Origin of the sequence: Pseudomonas gessardii, assembly GCF_001983165.1 — a bacterium.
Classification (GTDB): Bacteria; Pseudomonadota; Gammaproteobacteria; order Pseudomonadales; family Pseudomonadaceae; genus Aquipseudomonas; species Aquipseudomonas gessardii.
Genome location: NZ_MNPU01000009.1, coordinates 71,701 through 87,068 on the forward strand (window position 1 = coordinate 71,701; position 15,368 = coordinate 87,068).

Genomic DNA, 15,368 nt, shown 5'->3' on the forward strand with positions numbered 1-15,368 from the left:
TAGAGGACGATTAGCAGCACGTCATGTAAGAGAATGCTTACACGCCCTCCTTGGCTTAGAACTGCGCTTCATCCAGCAGGAACAGCGATTCACTGCCGGCCTTCACCGAGGCGCTCAGGGAGTGGATGCGCGGCAACAGGCGGGCAAAGTAGAAGCGCGCCGTCCCCAGCTTGCTGGCGTAGAAGTCTTCCTCGGCCTCTTTGCCCAAGGCAGCCTTGGCCATCAGCGCCCACATATAGGCATAGGCCATATAGCCAAAGGCATGCAGATATTCCACCGAGGCCGCGCCGATTTCATTCGGGTTGGTCTTGGCGCGGTCCAGGACCCAGGCAGTCAAGGTGTCGAGCTCGTCCACCGCCGCACTCAGCGGCTGGGTGAACTCGGCCAGGTCACTGCTGGCAGTGGTGATGAAATGGCGGATCTCATCGGCAAACAGGGTGTAGAACGCCCCGCCGCTGCCAACGATCTTGCGCCCCATCAAGTCCAGCGCCTGGATACCGTTGGTGCCTTCGTAGATTTGGGTGATGCGCACATCCCGCACCAACTGCTCCTGGCCCCACTCACGGATATAGCCATGGCCGCCGAAAATCTGCTGGCCGTGCACGGTGGTTTCCAAACCCAGGTCGGTGAGGAACGCCTTGGAGACCGGGGTCAGCAGCGCCACCAGGTCATCCGCGCGCTTGCGGGTCGCGGCGTCTTCGCTGAACTTGGCGGTGTCCAGTTGCATCGCCACATAAGTGGAAAACGCCCGGCCGCCTTCGTTTGCCGCCTTCATGGTCAGCAACATGCGACGTACGTCGGGGTGGTTGATGATCGGGTCGGCGATCTTGTCCTTGGCCTTGGGGCCGGTCGGCGAACGGCTTTGCAGACGGTCACGGGCATATTCGACAGCGTTCTGGTAGGAGCGCTCGCCGGTTGCCAGGCCCTGGATACCGACACCCAGGCGCTCATAGTTCATCATGGTGAACATCGCCGCCAGGCCACGGTTCGGCTCGCCGACCAGGTAGCCAACGGCTTCGTCGAAGTTCATTACACAGGTCGCGGAGGCCTGGATCCCCATCTTGTGTTCGATCGAGCCACAGCTCACCGGGTTGCGCGCGCCCAGGCTGCCATCGGCATTGACCATGAACTTGGGCACCAGGAACAACGAGATGCCCTTGGGACCGGCCGGGGCGTCCGGCAACTTGGCCAGCACCAGGTGGATGATGTTCTCGGTGAGGTCGTGTTCGCCACCGGTGATAAAAATCTTGGTGCCGCTGACCTTGTAGGAACCGTCCGCCTGTGGCTCGGCCTTGGTGCGGATAATCCCCAGGTCGGTGCCGGCATGGGGCTCGGTCAGGCACATGGAACCGGCCCACACGCCCGCGTACATATTCGGCAGGTAGGTGGCTTTAAGTTCGTCGCTGGCGTGGGTGTTGATCGACACGCAGGCGCCGGACGTCAGCATTGGGTACAGGCCAAACGCCAGGCCCGAGGAGTTGATCATTTCTTCGACCTGGGCCGAGACCGCCTTGGGCATGCCCATGCCGCCGTAGGCCGGGTCGCCACCCACGCCCACCCAGCCGCCTTCGGCATAGGTCTTGTAGGCTTCGGGGAACCCGGCCGGGGTGGTGACCACGCCATTGTCCCAGCGGCAACCTTCCTCGTCGCCGCTGCGGCTCAACGGGGCGATGGTCTTGGCGGTGACTTTGCCGGCTTCCTCAAGGATCGCCTCGACCGTTTGCGCATCCACGGTCTCGGCCAGGGCCGGCAGTTGCGCCCACAGCTTGGCAACCTCGAATACTTCGTTGAGGACGAAGCGCATATCGCGCAGCGGCGCTTTGTAGTCAGCCATGGCAAACCTCGTAGGAACGTTAAAAGTGATTCGGTAGGATCGGTTTCACAGACCCTGAGTGTAACCGAACAACTTTTGTGACACATAGGGTCTGCTTGTGACCAATTGGTATTTCACAGTCACACCGACAGCTACAAGGCGAACAGCTCGGCGGGCAAACTCATCAGGCAATCACTGCCCGCCTCCACCGCCGCACGATGGGCACTGGTGCGCGGTGAAGTACGTCAGGGCGCGGTTGCCTTCGTTGAAGGCTTTCATGGTCAGCAACATGCGCCGTGCACGATGATCAGGTCTGCCGGTTTGTCCGGGGCCTTGGCGCCGCTCAGGGAGCGCATTTGCAGGCGCTCGTTGGCATATTTGATCGCACCCTGGAAGCTCGCCTCCCCCAGGCATGGGGAGGTCTCCGGCAGCAGATGGCTTAAACCTACTGGCGCCGGTGGCCCCGGACAATCACTGTACAGGCGCTGAATACACCGCCATCACTCAACCGGCAGCGCCCTGCATGCGCACCGCGCCACGGCGGTTCTGCCCGGCGGCAACCACGCAGTTACGCCCGGCGCCCTTGGCGTTGTACAGCGCCTGGTCAGCGGACTTGAGCACCTCTTCCGGGGTGCGCTGCTCGGCCTGGCGCTCGGCGACGCCGATGCTCACCGTCACCGACACACTGGACGCCCCCGTGCCCGAACGGCGCTGGCGCCCCTGCTGATCGTCCTGAGGGCGGCTGTCCGGGTTGCGCAACTTGATGTGGTAGTTGGCAATAATCTCGCGGATTGCTTCCAGGTGCGGCAGGCATTCGTCCAGGGTCTTGCCGGCAAACACCACGGCAAACTCTTCGCCACCATACCGATAGGCCCGGCCGCCGCCGCCGACTTTCGACAGTTTGCTGGCCACCAACCGCAGCACCTGGTCGCCGACGTCATGGCCGTGGGTGTCATTGAACCGCTTGAAGTGGTCGACGTCGCTCATCGCCAGCACATAGTTGCGGCCCAGGCGCTGCATGCGCTCATTGAGGGCGCGGCGTCCCGGCAGGCCGGTGAGTTCATCGCGAAAGGCCATCTGATAGGCCTCATGGGACACCCCCGCGGCAATCATTAACATCACCTGGCTGCACATGATGTTCAGGGTGAACGGCAGGATAAAGGTCTGCGGCAACATCCAGAATATCCCCAGCAACCCCACCAGTTGCGCGGCATGCAACGGCCGAGGCTCGCGCCAGTACTGCGCCGCCAGTGCAACAAAGCCCAGCAGGAACACCGGGTATGACAGCTGGATCAAGCTCATCCACGCCCCATGCAGTGCCGGCCAGCGAATTTCCGCCAGCCAGTTGAGCAACGGCTCCGGGTAACTCTGCTCCAGGCCCAGGGCCACGCTGCCTACGGCGAGCAGCACCGCACAGCGTGCGATAAAGTCGCGGAACAAGTGGGTTTTTTCCTGCCATAGGGCATAGATGCTGAACAACATCGGCAACAGCAGGCACACCAGATGGAACACCACGGCGGCGTCTTCGCGCACGCGGCCATGGTCACGATAGAAATCGGTCTGGGTGTCCAGCAGGAAGTAGGCAACGTACACCGTCACCATCAGGAACAGCTCACGCTGGCGGCGGTACACCGCGCAATAGGCACCGCCCAGCAACAGCACCAGGGTCGGCAGGACATTGAACAGCGAGGTGAAGAAGACGCTGAGGTCCTTGACGTAAGCAGCCGACAACCCCGCCAGCAATAACAGCAACGATGGTAGGAAATGACTGAAACGTACAGCAGACGCGCGCGACAAGGGTAAAGCTCCGACCCACAAAAAAAAGATGGCACAGTGCCTTCGCTGCTCACAGTTAAGCACACTCAATGTGACCTACGTCACATTGCCATCACTGTAACGGCAGCAAGGCGCAATCCCTGAGCGCGCCACTCAGGTTTTTTCACCCTCCCACAAAAAAGCCGCCGCTCCCGAAAGAGCGGCGGCTTGGCAGGGAACCCGCCGAGGCTTAGTAGCCCAGGTCGAAGTTCTCTTCTTTCATGTCCATCAGGTTGTTGGCGCCCGACAACATGGTAGCGACGTGGGTGCGGGTACGCGGCAGGATGCGCTGGAAGTAGAAGCGCGCGGTCTGCAGCTTGGCGGTGTAGAAGCCTTCTTCGCTGGTGCCGGCAGCCAGTTTTTCGGCAGCCAGGCGCGCCATGTCGGCCCAGAAGTACGCCAGGCAGGCATAACCGGAGTACATCAGGTAGTCCACCGACGCGGCACCGACTTCTTCACGGTCCTTCATGGCGGCCATGCCGACCTTCATGGTCAACTCGCCCCATTCCTTGTTCAGTGCCGCCAGCGGTGCGACGAACTCGCTGACCGCTGCGTTGCCTTCGTTGGCCTGGCAGAACTTGTGCACGATCTTGGTGAAACCCTTGAGCGCTTCGCCCTGGGTCATCAGCACTTTACGACCGAGCAGGTCCAGGGCCTGGATACCGGTGGTGCCTTCGTACAGCATCGAGATGCGGCTGTCGCGAACGTTCTGCTCCATGCCCCACTCGGCGATAAAACCGTGGCCGCCGTAGATCTGTACGCCGTGGTTGGCGGATTCAAAACCGACTTCGGTCATGAACGCCTTGGCGATTGGGGTCATGAAGGCCAGCAGGCCATCCGCCTGTTTCTTGGCTTCGTCGTCGGTGCCGTACTTGACGATGTCCACTTGCTTGGCGGTGAAGTACACCATCGCACGGTTGCCTTCGGCGAAGGCTTTCATGGTCAACAGCATGCGGCGTACATCAGGGTGCACGATGATCGGGTCGGCGGCCTTGTCCGGCGCTTTCGGGCCCGTCAGGGAACGCATTTGCAGGCGATCACGCGCATATTTCAAGCCACCCTGGAAACCGATTTCGGCGTGGGACAGGCCTTGCAGCGCGGTCCCCAGGCGAGCGGTGTTCATAAAGGTGAACATGCAGTTCAGGCCTTTGTTCGCTGGGCCGATCAGGTAACCGGTGGCCGCGTCGAAGTTCATCACGCAAGTGGCGTTGCCGTGGATGCCCATCTTGTGTTCCAGGGAGCCACAGGACACCGCGTTGCGCTCACCCACCGAACCATCGGCGTTGGGCAGGAACTTAGGCACGATAAACAGCGAAATGCCTTTGGTGCCAGCCGGAGCATCCGGCAGGCGGGCCAGTACGATGTGGACGATGTTGTCGGCCATGTCGTGCTCACCGGCCGAGATGAAGATCTTGGTCCCGGAGACTTTGTAGGAACCGTCGGCCTGAGGCTCGGCCTTGGTGCGCAGCATGCCCAGGTCGGTGCCGCAGTGCGGTTCGGTCAGGCACATGGTGCCGGTCCACTCGCCCGAGACCAGTTTGGTCAGGTAGGCATCTTGCTGCTCGGGGGTGCCGTGCTCGGAAATGGTATTCATCGCGCCATGGGACAGGCCTGGGTACATGCCCCACGACCAGTTGGCTTCACCGACCATCTCGCTGACGGCCAGGCCCAGGGATTCCGGCAGGCCTTGGCCGCCGTGCGCGACGTCGTGGGCCAGGCTCGGCCAGCCGCCTTCGACGAATTGCTTGTAGGCTTCTTTGAAACCAGTAGGGGTTTTAACGCCTGACTCGCTCCAGGTGCACCCTTCGATGTCACCGACGCGGTTCAACGGGGCCAGCACTTGCTCACAAAACTTGGCGCCTTCTTCAAGAATGGCGTCAACCATGTCTGGGGTAGCGTCCTGGCAAGCCGGCAGACTCTGATAGTGCGCTTCGTAGCCGAGCAGTTCGTCACGAACGAAGCGAATATCACGCAAGGGGGCCTTGTAGTCAGGCATAGCGATAAACCTCTGCTGATGAATCCTGGAATGAACAACCGCGTGGATTTGTTGTAGCGGTCAAACAGTTGTTTGAAACATACGTTTACGCCCAATCCTTGTCAAGCGCCCAGCGGCTGCCGTTTGTCATGACGCAGGTCAACGCCAGGCGCGACGAGGCCTGCAGCGTGATGCCGCACAAATTCCAAGGGGGGATAAAGGTAGGCGCCGGCTGGCGCCTACAGGAGAGTCGGGGGGAGGATCAGGCGTAGGTGTCGATCAGCGTGCCGAGCATTTCGTCGGAAGCCTTGGCAACTTTCGCCCCCAGCTCCACCTGAAACTTGCCCTCGGCCAGTTCCACCATATTGCTCGCCGAGTCGGTCGGCTGGCCGCGATTGACCGCCTGCAAGCGGTCATTCTGGGCATCCGAAGGCTGGCCGGTGGCGGCACTGGCAATGTTGCCGGCGGCCTGGTCGACGCGGTTCTGCCCGGCCTGGATAGTGCTCAGGCCTGAATAAAACGCACTGCTTCCAGAGATGTCCATGGCGTGCACCTGCCTTGCAATCAATCGTGAACCCTTATTGAAGCAGACAATCTTGCAAAAGGCCCGTCAATAACACTAATGGCATTATGCCTTAGCGTTAGCCAAAACTAATCAAGCAAGTCCAGTTGCAGGTACTCGGCCACCGCTTCGGCCGTGGCCTGCTTGAGCCTTGGCACTCGGCCCAGGCACGGCGCCGGCAGGCGTTCGGCCAAGGTGGCGAGGTTCTCTTCCAGACGGGAGGTCTTCGGGTCGATGATATTGGCCACCCACCCGGCCAGCGGCAACCCGTCCCGGGCGATGGCTTCGGCGCTCAACAACGCATGATTGATACAGCCCAGGCGCACGCCCACCACCAGAATCACCGGCAATTGCAAGGCCTTGGCCAAGTCCGACAGGTTGTCCTGGCCGGCCAGTGGCACGCGCCAGCCGCCTGCACCTTCGATCAACGTGAAGTCCGCGTGTTGCCCAAGGATGTGCTGCATCGGCTTGAGCAGGGCCTGCACGGTCAACGCCACACCGGCTTCGCGGGCCGCCAGGTGCGGCGCAATGGCTGGCTCGAAGGCCAGTGGATTGACTTCCGCATAGGCCAGCGGCAACGAGCACTCGGCCAGCAAGGCCAGGGCATCGGCGTTACGCAAGCCGCGGGGGGTCACTTCGCAGCCCGAGGCCACCGGCTTGCCGGCAGCCGTGCTCTTGCCCGCTTGCCGTGCGGCATGCAGCAGGCCAGCGGCGACGGTGGTCTTGCCGACATCGGTGTCGGTGCCGGTAATGAAATAGGCAGCGCTCATAGTGGTTTCTCCAATACGGCGTACACGACTTGATAGGTTGCCGGCAGGCCCTGGGCCTGGCGGAACTGCTCATAGGCCTGCACCAGTGCAACAATCCGTGCCCGGCCCGTCAAGCCTCCAGGGCGCCCCGGGTTCAGATTGTGCGCCCCCAAGGCTTTCAATTCGTGGGTCAGGCTGCGTACATCCGGGTAATGCAACACATGGGGGCGCTGCTCCAGGCTCACCACGCGCAAACCACTGGCCGCGCACAGCTGTTGATACGTGCTGAACAGGCGAAAGCGATTGACGTGCACCATCCCGTCCGCCGCCCGCCAGCTTTCGCGCAGCTCATCCAGCGTGCCGACGCACAGGCTGGCAAACGCCAGCACCCCGCCAGGCTGCAGCACGCGCCGGGCTTCACTGAGCACCGCGGCAAAATCGGCACACCACTGCACTGCCAGGCTGGAGAAGATCAACTCGCAGCTTGCATCGCGTAGCGGCAAGCGCTCGGCATCCCCGGCGATAAAGTGCTCGGCACCGCCCAGGGGCCGTGCGTGGTTGAGCATGCCTTCGGCGATATCCAGCGCCAGGCCTTGGCCCTGGGGAAACACGCTGTTCAATGCGCGGCTGAAAAACCCGGTGCCGCAACCCAGGTCGAGCCAGCGCCCGGGTATCAGCGCCGGCGGCAGGCGCTGGATCAGCGCGCCGCCCACGTCACGCTGCAACGCGGCCACACTGTCATAACTGGCCGCCGCCCTGGAAAACGACGCCGCGACCTGGCGCTTGTCGGGCAAGGCGCCCGGCAGGGGAGGATGGGACAAATCAGTCATCACCGCACTCATGCAAAAAAGCCTGGATCGCCCCCGCCACTCCGTGGGGGTTGTCCAGTAGGAAAGCGTGGCCGGCCTGTTCAATCAGACCGACTTCGACATCTGGCAGCAACTTCAACAACTCAATAGCCGCCTCACAGGGCACCAACTCATCCAGGCCGGCAAACAGGTGCAACTGCGGGCCACGAAAGGCCTGCAAGGCCTCGCGAGTATCCAGTTGCGCGAGCAGCTCAAGGCCGCTCATCAGCACCCTGGAAGGGGCCGCCGGCGCGCTGCTGACCAGCAGCCGCGCAATGCCCCGTGGGTCGTGCGTACCCTTGGCGCACAGCAGGCCGAAGCGTTTGAGGGTGACTTGCGAGTCGGCATGGCAGCCGGCCAGGAACCCATCGAACGCCTGCGCTGGCATCGCGCTGGGCCAGCCCTCATGCGCTACAAAACAGGGGTTGCTGGCCAAGGTCAGCAGGCCGCAGCAGCGCTCGCCGCGCCGTGCCGCCAACTCGGACGCAAGCATCCCGCCCAACGACCAGCCGCCCAGCCAGGCGTTATCGGGCAAGGTGGCGTCGAGTTCGTCGAGCCATTCGTCGAGGTCGCTGCCCACCAGCGCCGGCAACGGCTCGATATCCACCCGCAGGCGCTCGTCCAGGCCGCGCAAGGCGGCGGCCAAGGGTTCCAGCGGCGAGACCCCCAGGCCCCAGCCGGGGAGCAATATCAGTCGATCACGCATGGTCGGACTCCCGGCCAGACAAGCGGAAACACTCGTCCAATGCCTCTAACAATAGCCGTACCTGCGCCTCGCTGTGGGCAGCGGTCAAGGTCACGCGCAAGCGCGCGCTGCCAGCCGGCACCGTGGGCGGGCGGATGGCCGTGACCATGATCCCGCGCTCGCGCAGCATCTGGGACAGGCGCATCGCCCGGCCACTGTCGCCAATCATGATCGGCTGGATCGGCGTGAAGCTGTCCATCAGCGCCAGGCCGATCTGCTCCGCGCCCTGACGGAACTGGCGGATCAGCGCGTGCAGATGCTCGCGCCGCCAGTGCTCGCTGCGCAGCAGCTCCAGGCTTTTCAGGGTGGCGCAGGCCTGCGCCGGCGGTTGGCTGGTGGTGTAAATGTATGGGCGGGCGAACTGAATCAGGCTTTCGACCAGTTCCTCGCTGCCAGCCACAAACGCCCCGGCGGTGCCAAAGGCCTTGCCCAGGGTGCCGACCAATACCGGCACATCCTCCTGGCTCAGGCCGAAATGCTCGACAATCCCGCCGCCCGTGGCGCCCAGCGGCCCGAAGCCATGGGCGTCATCCACCATCAGCCAGGCGCCCTTGGCCCGGGTCTCGCGGGCCAGCGCCGGCAGGTCCGCCAGGTTGCCGTCCATGCTGAACACGCCGTCGGTGACCACCAGGGTATTGCCGCAGGCTTTTTCCAGGCGCTTGGCCAGGCTGACCGCATCGTTGTGCAGATAACGATTGAAGCGTGCGCCAGAGAGTAAGCCCGCATCCAGCAGGGACGCGTGGTTGAGCCGGTCTTCGAGCACCGTATCGCCCTGCCCCACCAAGGCGGTGACGGCTCCAAGGTTGGCCATATAGCCGGTGGTGAACAGCAAGGCACGTGGGCGGCCGGTGAATTCGGCCAGGGCCTCCTCCAACGCATGGTGTGGCGTGCTGTGGCCGACCACCAAGTGTGAGGCGCCACCGCCCACGCCCCAGCGGGCCGCGCCGGCCTGCCAGGCTTCGATCACTTGTGGGTGATTGGCCAGGCCCAGGTAGTCGTTATTGCAAAAGGCCAATAGCGGCTGGCCGTCCACCACCACTTGCGGGCCCTGAGGGCTTTGCAGCAGTGGGCGCTGGCGATAGAGATGCTCTGTACGGCGGGCAGCGAGGCGCGCGGCGAGATCGAAAGACATGCTGGCCTCGGTAGATCAGGTTGAACTCGACCCACTGTGGGAGCTGGCTTGCCTGCGATAGCGGTGGGTCAGCCAATACATGAGGTGACTGATAGGTCGCTATCGCAGGCAAGCCAGCTCCCACATTTGGATTGCATTCCAATAGGGGGATGGGGGTCAGACGGCCGCGTTGTAGAACTGCTCGCTACTTTTCTGCTCGACCAACGCCTGCTCAATCGCCGCCTGGTGCACTTCATCGGCATGTTCTTCGCGGGCTTCGGGCAGGATGCCCAGGCGCGAAAACAGTTGCATGTCCTTGTCCGCCTGCGGGTTGGCGGTGGTCAGCAATTTGTCGCCGTAGAAGATCGAGTTGGCACCGGCAAAGAACGCCAGGGCCTGCATCTGCTCGTTCATCGCCTCGCGGCCGGCAGACAGGCGCACATGGGATTGCGGCATCAGGATACGGGCCACGGCGAGCATGCGGATAAAGTCGAACGGGTCGATATCCTCGGCATTCTCCAGGGGCGTACCGGCCACCTTGACCAGCATGTTGATCGGCACCGATTCGGGATGCTCCGCCAGGTTGGCCAGTTGGATCAGCAGGTTGGCGCGGTCGTCCAGGGACTCGCCCATGCCGAGGATGCCGCCCGAGCAGATCTTCATCCCCGAGTCACGCACATACGCCAGGGTCTGCAGGCGTTCGCTGTAGGTGCGGGTGGTGATGATCGAGCCGTAGAACTCCGGCGAGGTATCCAGGTTGTGGTTGTAGTAGTCCAGGCCGGCCTGGGCCAGGGCCTCGGTCTGGTCCTGGTCGAGACGGCCGAGGGTCATGCAGGTTTCCAGGCCCATGGCCTTCACGCCCTTGACCATCTGCAACACGTAGGGCATGTCTTTGGCCGACGGGTGCTTCCAGGCGGCGCCCATGCAGAAGCGGGTCGAGCCGATGGCCTTGGCGCGCGCCGCCTCTTCGAGGACTTTCTGCACCTCCATCAACTTTTCTTTTTCCAGGCCGGTGTTGTAGTGGCCCGACTGCGGACAATATTTGCAATCTTCCGGGCAGGCGCCGGTCTTGATCGACAACAAGGTGGACACCTGCACGCGGTTGGCATCGAAATGCGCGCGGTGCACGGTCTGCGCCTGGAACAGCAGGTCATTGAACGGCTGGACGAACAGGGCTTTGACTTCGGCCAAAGACCAGTCATGACGCAAGGTGGCAGTGAGGCTGGCGCTCATGGGCGATTCCTTGTTTATGCTTGGGCAAGCGCTGTGGGGAGGGAATACCCACAGGCACGACACGGATGTTCGGCATATTTAAGGAAGATTCATGCACTGTCAACCTGACTACAAACACGAAGTTTACATCTGGTTAAAAAGCAATCAAACCTGCTTGATCTGCGATGAAGCCACGGATTCATCTTCGACCGTGTGTAACGCCTGCGAAATCGACCTGCCGTGGCTGACGCACGGCTGCCAGGTGTGTGCCCTGCCCTTGCCGGCGAGCGGCCTGATCTGCGGCCAATGCGTGCGGTCGCCACCCGCGTTCAAACAGGTGGTTGCGCCCTGGCGCTACAGTTTTCCGCTGGACAGCCTGATCAGCCGCTTCAAGCACCAGGGCAAATGGCCCCTGGGCCACCTGCTGGCGAGCCTGTTGGGGCAATGCCTGCAAGACCGCTTCGACAACGCCGAACTGACGCGGCCCGACCGCTTGCTTGCGGTGCCGATGGCCGCCAAACGCCTGCGCCAACGCGGCTATAACCAGGCCGCTATGCTCGCCCGCTGGCTGAGCCGGGACCTCGACCTGCCCCTGGATGAACACCTGCTGTTGCGCCCCCATGCCACCATCGCCCAGCAACAACTGGACGCCAAACAACGCCAGCGCAACCTGCTCAAGGCCTTTGCCCTGGCCCCTGGCGCACAGGTGCAGGGCCAGCACCTGGCGCTGGTAGACGATGTGCTGACCACCGGCGCCACCGCCCACAGCCTGGCCCGCTTACTGCTGCATGCCGGTGCGCGTCAGGTCGACGTGTATTGCCTGGCGCGCACGCCCAAGCCTGGCACATGACTTGACTCTGGCGCCGCCTGCCCGCAACGTCCTGTGCACCCCAGCCAGTGTGCAGCCGTTCGCCATGCCGTTACCGTCCCTGTTGAGCCAACATATCGTCCGTCGCCCGCAGCGCATCGCCTTGCTGCAACATATCGCCGAGCAGGGCTCCATCACCCGTGCCGCGAAAAGCGCCGGCTTGAGTTACAAGGCGGCCTGGGACGCCATCGATGAGTTGAACAACCTGGCGCAAAAGCCCCTGGTCGAACGCAGTGTGGGCGGCAAGGGCGGCGGCGGTGCGCGGTTATCGGCAGAGGGCGAACGGGTGCTGCGCCTGTATCAACGCCTGCAAACCCTGCAAGCCCAGGTGCTGGCGGCAGCCGAAGATGCCAGCGACTTCAACCTGCTGGGCCGCCTGATGCTGCGCACCAGCGCGCGCAACCAATTGCATGGCCAGGTGATCGCCATCAACCGCCACGGCCGCAATGATCGGGTGCGCCTGGAACTGGCCGGCGGCTTGACCCTCGATGCGCAGATCACCCATGACAGCACCCTGCGCCTGGAGCTGGAAATCGGCACGCAGGTGGTGGCATTGATCAAGGCCGGGTGGCTGGAGCTGATTGCTGCCGACCAGGCGCCGACGCCTGGGTTCAACTGCATGGGCGGCCAGGTCGAGGCGGTTCTTGAGGCCGATGATGGCCCCAGCGAGGTGCGCATCGCCTTGCCCAGTGGCCTGGTGCTGTGCGCGCTGGTGGCGCCCGAGCAACTCAAGGCGCAGGGGGCCGGTGAGGGGAAGCAGGTCCAGGTGCAGTTTGCGCCGAGCAATGTGCTGTTGGGCACGCCGGTGTAGGTGATCTTTAGGGACTCATCGCGGGCAAGCCCGCTCCCACCACACACACCACCTATCCAGGGCCCGGTGCGCTACCATACCCGGCCGGACGCGGCGACCTGCTGCGCGCAGGAGTTCGCATGGCCCACCCGTTTGAAACATTGACCCCCGACCTGGTTCTCGACGCAGTCGAAAGCATCGGTTTCCTCAGCGATGCTCGCGTATTGGCGCTCAACAGCTACGAAAACCGTGTCTATCAAGTCGGCATCGAAGACAGCGAGCCGCTGATCGCCAAGTTCTACCGGCCCCAGCGCTGGACCAACGAGGCGATCCTCGAAGAACACCGCTTCACCTTTGAACTGGCCGAGTGCGACGTGCCGGTCGTGGCCCCGATGATCCATAACGGCGCAAGCCTGTTCGAGCACGCGGGCTTTCGTTTTACCCTGTTCCCCCGCCGTGGTGGCCGGGCGCCGGAGCCGGGCAACCTCGATCAGTTGTACCGCCTTGGGCAATTGCTCGGGCGCTTGCATGCGGTGGGCGCCACCCGCCCTTTCGAGCACCGCGAAGCTCTGGGCGTGAAGAACTTCGGCCATGACTCCCTGAACACCCTGCTCGACGGCAATTTCATCCCCAAGAGCCTGTTGCCCGCCTACGAATCCGTGGCCCGCGACCTGCTCAAGCGCGTGGAGGATGTGTACAGCGCCACGCCGCACAAGAACATCCGCATGCATGGCGACTGCCACCCCGGCAACATGATGTGCCGCGACGAGATGTTCCATATCGTCGACCTCGACGACTGCCGCATGGGCCCGGCGGTACAGGATTTGTGGATGATGCTCGCCGGCGATCGCCAGGAATGCCTGGGGCAGCTGTCAGAGTTGATGGACGGCTACCAGGAGTTCCACGACTTCGATCCCCGCGAACTGGCCCTGATCGAACCCCTGCGCGCCCTGCGCCTGATGCACTACAGCGCGTGGCTGGCGCGGCGCTGGGATGACCCGGCGTTCCCCCACAGCTTCCCGTGGTTTGGCAGCGAGCGGTATTGGGGCGATCAGGTACTGGCCCTGCGCGAGCAATTGTCGGCGCTTAACGAAGAGCCCCTGAAACTCTTCTGACCCTTGTATGAGCCGGCAAGCCGGCTCATACACGTTTTGCGGTGATTACGTTTTCAGCACACATTTGCTGATAAACATCCTTACAATCGCAGCATTGTTAGCTGCCTAAGCAAGGATTCTGCATGCAAGCCGCCAACCCGCGTCGCGGGTATATCCTGGGCCTCAGTGCCTACATCATCTGGGGCCTGTTCCCCCTCTACTTCAAAGCCATCGCCAGCGTGCCGGCCGCCGAAATCATCGTCCACCGCGTGTTGTGGTCGGCGCTGTTCGGCGGTTTGCTGCTGCTGGTGTGGAAACATCCCGGCTGGTGGCGCGAACTGCGGGACAACCCCAAGCGCCTGGCGATCCTGGCGTTGAGCGGCTCGCTGATCGCCGGCAACTGGCTGACCTATGTATGGTCGGTCAACAGCGGGCGCATGCTCGAAGCCAGCCTGGGTTACTACATCAACCCGCTGGTCAACGTGCTGCTGGGCATGCTGATCCTCGGCGAACGCCTGCGGCGCCTGCAATGGGTGGCGGTCGGGCTGGCCGCCGTGGGGGTGATGCAACAGGTGTGGCAGGTCGGCAGTTTGCCGTGGGTGTCGCTGGTGCTGGCGCTGACCTTTGGCTTCTATGGCTTGATCCGCAAGCAGGCGCCGGTCAAGGCGCTGCCCGGGCTGGTGGTGGAAACCTGGATGCTGGTGCCAATTGCCCTGGCATGGCTGCTGCTCAACCCCGCCGCCCATAGCGCCAATATGGCGTTCTGGAGCACGTCCGAGGCCTGGTGGCTGGTGGCCGCAGGCCCGGTGACATTGATTCCGCTGGTGTGTTTCAACGCTGCAGCGCGGCATTTGCCCTACACCACCCTCGGCTTCCTACAGTACTTGGCGCCGACCCTGGTGCTGCTGCAGGCGGTGCTGCTGTTCGATGAGCACATGAGCCCCGCCAGCCTGGTGGCCTTTGTGTTTATCTGGGCAGGGCTGGCGGTGTACAGCATCGATGCGTGGCTCAGCCTGCGCAAACGCTGATCAAATAATGTACAAAGCTTTGCAGGCCACGGCTGCCGTGGCCTGGCGCCGGCTCTCTACAGTTTATCCACAGGCCCATGCAAGATTTCCATGAACAACCCTGTGGAGGGTTATTCCTCGCTGCGCAGTTGCAGTTCCACCATCAAATCATCGGCCAGGGTTTCCAGGGCCGCCTGCAACTCATCCAATGCCAGGCTGGAAGGCACCGCCAGCGCGGCTTCGGCGTGAAACAACGGGTCACTGCTCATGGGCGCCGGACGCACGTCGGTGCTCAGGCGCTCCAGGTTGACCCCTTGCTTGCTCAATAGCGCGGTGATCTCACGCACGATGCCGGGTCGGTCATTGCCCACCAGGGTCATCAGGATCGGCTTGCTGGCCGACGCCTGCGTGCCGCTGCTCTCGCCCACCAGCACCCGGATGCCATGGGTGGACAGGTCCTCCAGGGCGCTGACCAGCTCACTGCGGTTCTCCATCGGTACACTGACCCGCAGGATCCCGGCAAATTGCCCGGCCATATGGGCCATACGACTTTCCAGCCAGTTACCACCGCGCTCGGCAATGCAGTGGGCGACACGTTCAACCACGCCGGGTTTGTCGGCGGCGATAACAGTGAGTACGAGATGCTCCATGGCGACAGCCCTCTTGTTGTGGACTAGCCAGTATAGGCAGATACGCCGGCTCCCACCTTGACCGCAGGCCGGTGAAGAAAAACAAATCGTGTACCATTTTTATATTTATCTGGAACAATCCATTGGTTT

General features: G+C 62.8%; 14 protein-coding genes and 1 pseudogene. 4 read left to right on the top strand and 11 right to left on the bottom strand.

The genetic code is table 11. From position 1 onward, the window contains the following. Positions 1-55: 55 nt before the first annotated feature. From BLL38_RS09110 to bioB, 10 genes and pseudogenes are all read right to left on the bottom strand, one after another. Positions 56-1,834, bottom strand: coding sequence for an acyl-CoA dehydrogenase C-terminal domain-containing protein (locus BLL38_RS09110; RefSeq protein ID WP_076962258.1), 1,779 nt, complete (start codon positions 1,832-1,834; stop codon positions 56-58). A gap of 210 nt (positions 1,835-2,044) precedes the next feature. Next, a pseudogene (locus BLL38_RS09115) lies at positions 2,045-2,226 on the bottom strand (acyl-CoA dehydrogenase); the annotation flags it as partial. Between the two features lie 91 nt (positions 2,227-2,317). Then, positions 2,318-3,610: a GGDEF domain-containing protein gene (locus tag BLL38_RS09120; RefSeq protein ID WP_076962259.1), complete on the bottom strand. Its 1,293-nt coding sequence runs from the start codon at positions 3,608-3,610 to the stop codon at positions 2,318-2,320. Positions 3,611-3,818: 208 nt separating this feature from the next. After that, positions 3,819-5,624 carry a phenylacyl-CoA dehydrogenase gene (locus tag BLL38_RS09125; protein WP_029296902.1) on the bottom strand — a complete coding sequence of 602 codons (1,806 nt, stop codon included), beginning with the start codon at positions 5,622-5,624 and terminating at the stop codon, positions 3,819-3,821. Between the two features lie 241 nt (positions 5,625-5,865). Beyond that, positions 5,866-6,147 (bottom strand): pyrroloquinoline quinone biosynthesis protein PqqE, encoded by a 282-nt coding sequence (locus BLL38_RS09135; RefSeq protein ID WP_076962261.1) that lies wholly within the window; start codon positions 6,145-6,147, stop codon positions 5,866-5,868. Positions 6,148-6,254: 107 nt separating this feature from the next. Next, positions 6,255-6,935, bottom strand: a complete 681-nt coding sequence (gene bioD, locus BLL38_RS09140; protein ID WP_076962262.1) for a dethiobiotin synthase — start codon at positions 6,933-6,935, stop codon at positions 6,255-6,257. Beyond that, on the bottom strand, positions 6,932-7,744 hold the full coding sequence (bioC, locus tag BLL38_RS09145; protein ID WP_076962263.1) for a malonyl-ACP O-methyltransferase BioC: 813 nt from the start codon (positions 7,742-7,744) through the stop codon (positions 6,932-6,934). The genes bioD and bioC overlap by 4 nt, the downstream gene beginning before the upstream one ends. Continuing rightward, positions 7,737-8,468 carry an alpha/beta fold hydrolase gene (locus tag BLL38_RS09150; protein ID WP_076962264.1) on the bottom strand — a complete coding sequence of 244 codons (732 nt, stop codon included), beginning with the start codon at positions 8,466-8,468 and terminating at the stop codon, positions 7,737-7,739. Before BLL38_RS09150 ends, bioC begins: the two co-directional genes overlap by 8 nt. Further along, positions 8,461-9,639 carry an 8-amino-7-oxononanoate synthase gene (bioF, locus tag BLL38_RS09155; RefSeq protein WP_076962265.1) on the bottom strand — a complete coding sequence of 393 codons (1,179 nt, stop codon included), beginning with the start codon at positions 9,637-9,639 and terminating at the stop codon, positions 8,461-8,463. The genes BLL38_RS09150 and bioF overlap by 8 nt, the downstream gene beginning before the upstream one ends. A gap of 156 nt (positions 9,640-9,795) precedes the next feature. Continuing rightward, positions 9,796-10,851: a biotin synthase BioB gene (gene bioB / locus BLL38_RS09160; protein ID WP_076962266.1), complete on the bottom strand. Its 1,056-nt coding sequence runs from the start codon at positions 10,849-10,851 to the stop codon at positions 9,796-9,798. A 91-nt stretch (positions 10,852-10,942) separates the two neighbouring features. Here bioB and BLL38_RS09165 point away from each other — a divergent pair, with 91 nt between their 5' ends. The 4 genes from BLL38_RS09165 to rarD all read left to right on the top strand — a co-directional run bounded on the left by BLL38_RS09165 (position 10,943) and on the right by rarD (position 14,610). Then, positions 10,943-11,680: a ComFC family protein gene (locus BLL38_RS09165; RefSeq protein WP_076962267.1), complete on the top strand. Its 738-nt coding sequence runs from the start codon at positions 10,943-10,945 to the stop codon at positions 11,678-11,680. Positions 11,681-11,744: 64 nt separating this feature from the next. Continuing rightward, a complete protein-coding gene (locus BLL38_RS09170) occupies positions 11,745-12,509 on the top strand; it encodes a TOBE domain-containing protein (protein ID WP_076962328.1) in 765 nt (254 codons plus the stop codon). 119 nt (positions 12,510-12,628) lie between these two features. Further along, positions 12,629-13,603: a serine/threonine protein kinase gene (locus BLL38_RS09175; protein WP_076962268.1), complete on the top strand. Its 975-nt coding sequence runs from the start codon at positions 12,629-12,631 to the stop codon at positions 13,601-13,603. A gap of 122 nt (positions 13,604-13,725) precedes the next feature. After that, positions 13,726-14,610, top strand: a complete 885-nt coding sequence (gene rarD / locus BLL38_RS09180; RefSeq protein WP_076962269.1) for an EamA family transporter RarD — start codon at positions 13,726-13,728, stop codon at positions 14,608-14,610. Positions 14,611-14,720: 110 nt separating this feature from the next. Here rarD and BLL38_RS09185 read toward each other — a convergent pair whose 3' ends face one another. Then, positions 14,721-15,239 carry a glycine cleavage system transcriptional repressor gene (locus BLL38_RS09185; protein WP_076962270.1) on the bottom strand — a complete coding sequence of 173 codons (519 nt, stop codon included), beginning with the start codon at positions 15,237-15,239 and terminating at the stop codon, positions 14,721-14,723. Between the last annotated feature and the right edge of the window lie 129 nt (positions 15,240-15,368).

Excerpts from the sequence above, each read along its gene's own strand:
- BLL38_RS09110 (WP_076962258.1), bottom strand. The coding sequence starts at position 1,834 with ATGGCTGACTACAAAGCGCCGCTGCGCGATATGCGCTTCGTCCTCAAC.
- BLL38_RS09125 (WP_029296902.1), bottom strand. The coding sequence starts at position 5,624 with ATGCCTGACTACAAGGCCCCCTTGCGTGATATTCGCTTCGTTCGTGAC.
- BLL38_RS09135 (WP_076962261.1), bottom strand. The coding sequence starts at position 6,147 with ATGGACATCTCTGGAAGCAGTGCGTTTTATTCAGGCCTGAGCACTATC.
- bioD (WP_076962262.1), bottom strand. The coding sequence starts at position 6,935 with ATGAGCGCTGCCTATTTCATTACCGGCACCGACACCGATGTCGGCAAG.
- bioC (WP_076962263.1), bottom strand. The coding sequence starts at position 7,744 with ATGACTGATTTGTCCCATCCTCCCCTGCCGGGCGCCTTGCCCGACAAG.
- BLL38_RS09150 (WP_076962264.1), bottom strand. The coding sequence starts at position 8,468 with ATGCGTGATCGACTGATATTGCTCCCCGGCTGGGGCCTGGGGGTCTCG.
- bioF (WP_076962265.1), bottom strand. The coding sequence starts at position 9,639 with ATGTCTTTCGATCTCGCCGCGCGCCTCGCTGCCCGCCGTACAGAGCAT.
- bioB (WP_076962266.1), bottom strand. The coding sequence starts at position 10,851 with ATGAGCGCCAGCCTCACTGCCACCTTGCGTCATGACTGGTCTTTGGCC.
- BLL38_RS09165 (WP_076962267.1), top strand. The coding sequence starts at position 10,943 with ATGCACTGTCAACCTGACTACAAACACGAAGTTTACATCTGGTTAAAA.
- BLL38_RS09170 (WP_076962328.1), top strand. The coding sequence starts at position 11,745 with ATGCCGTTACCGTCCCTGTTGAGCCAACATATCGTCCGTCGCCCGCAG.
- BLL38_RS09175 (WP_076962268.1), top strand. The coding sequence starts at position 12,629 with ATGGCCCACCCGTTTGAAACATTGACCCCCGACCTGGTTCTCGACGCA.
- rarD (WP_076962269.1), top strand. The coding sequence starts at position 13,726 with ATGCAAGCCGCCAACCCGCGTCGCGGGTATATCCTGGGCCTCAGTGCC.
- BLL38_RS09185 (WP_076962270.1), bottom strand. The coding sequence starts at position 15,239 with ATGGAGCATCTCGTACTCACTGTTATCGCCGCCGACAAACCCGGCGTG.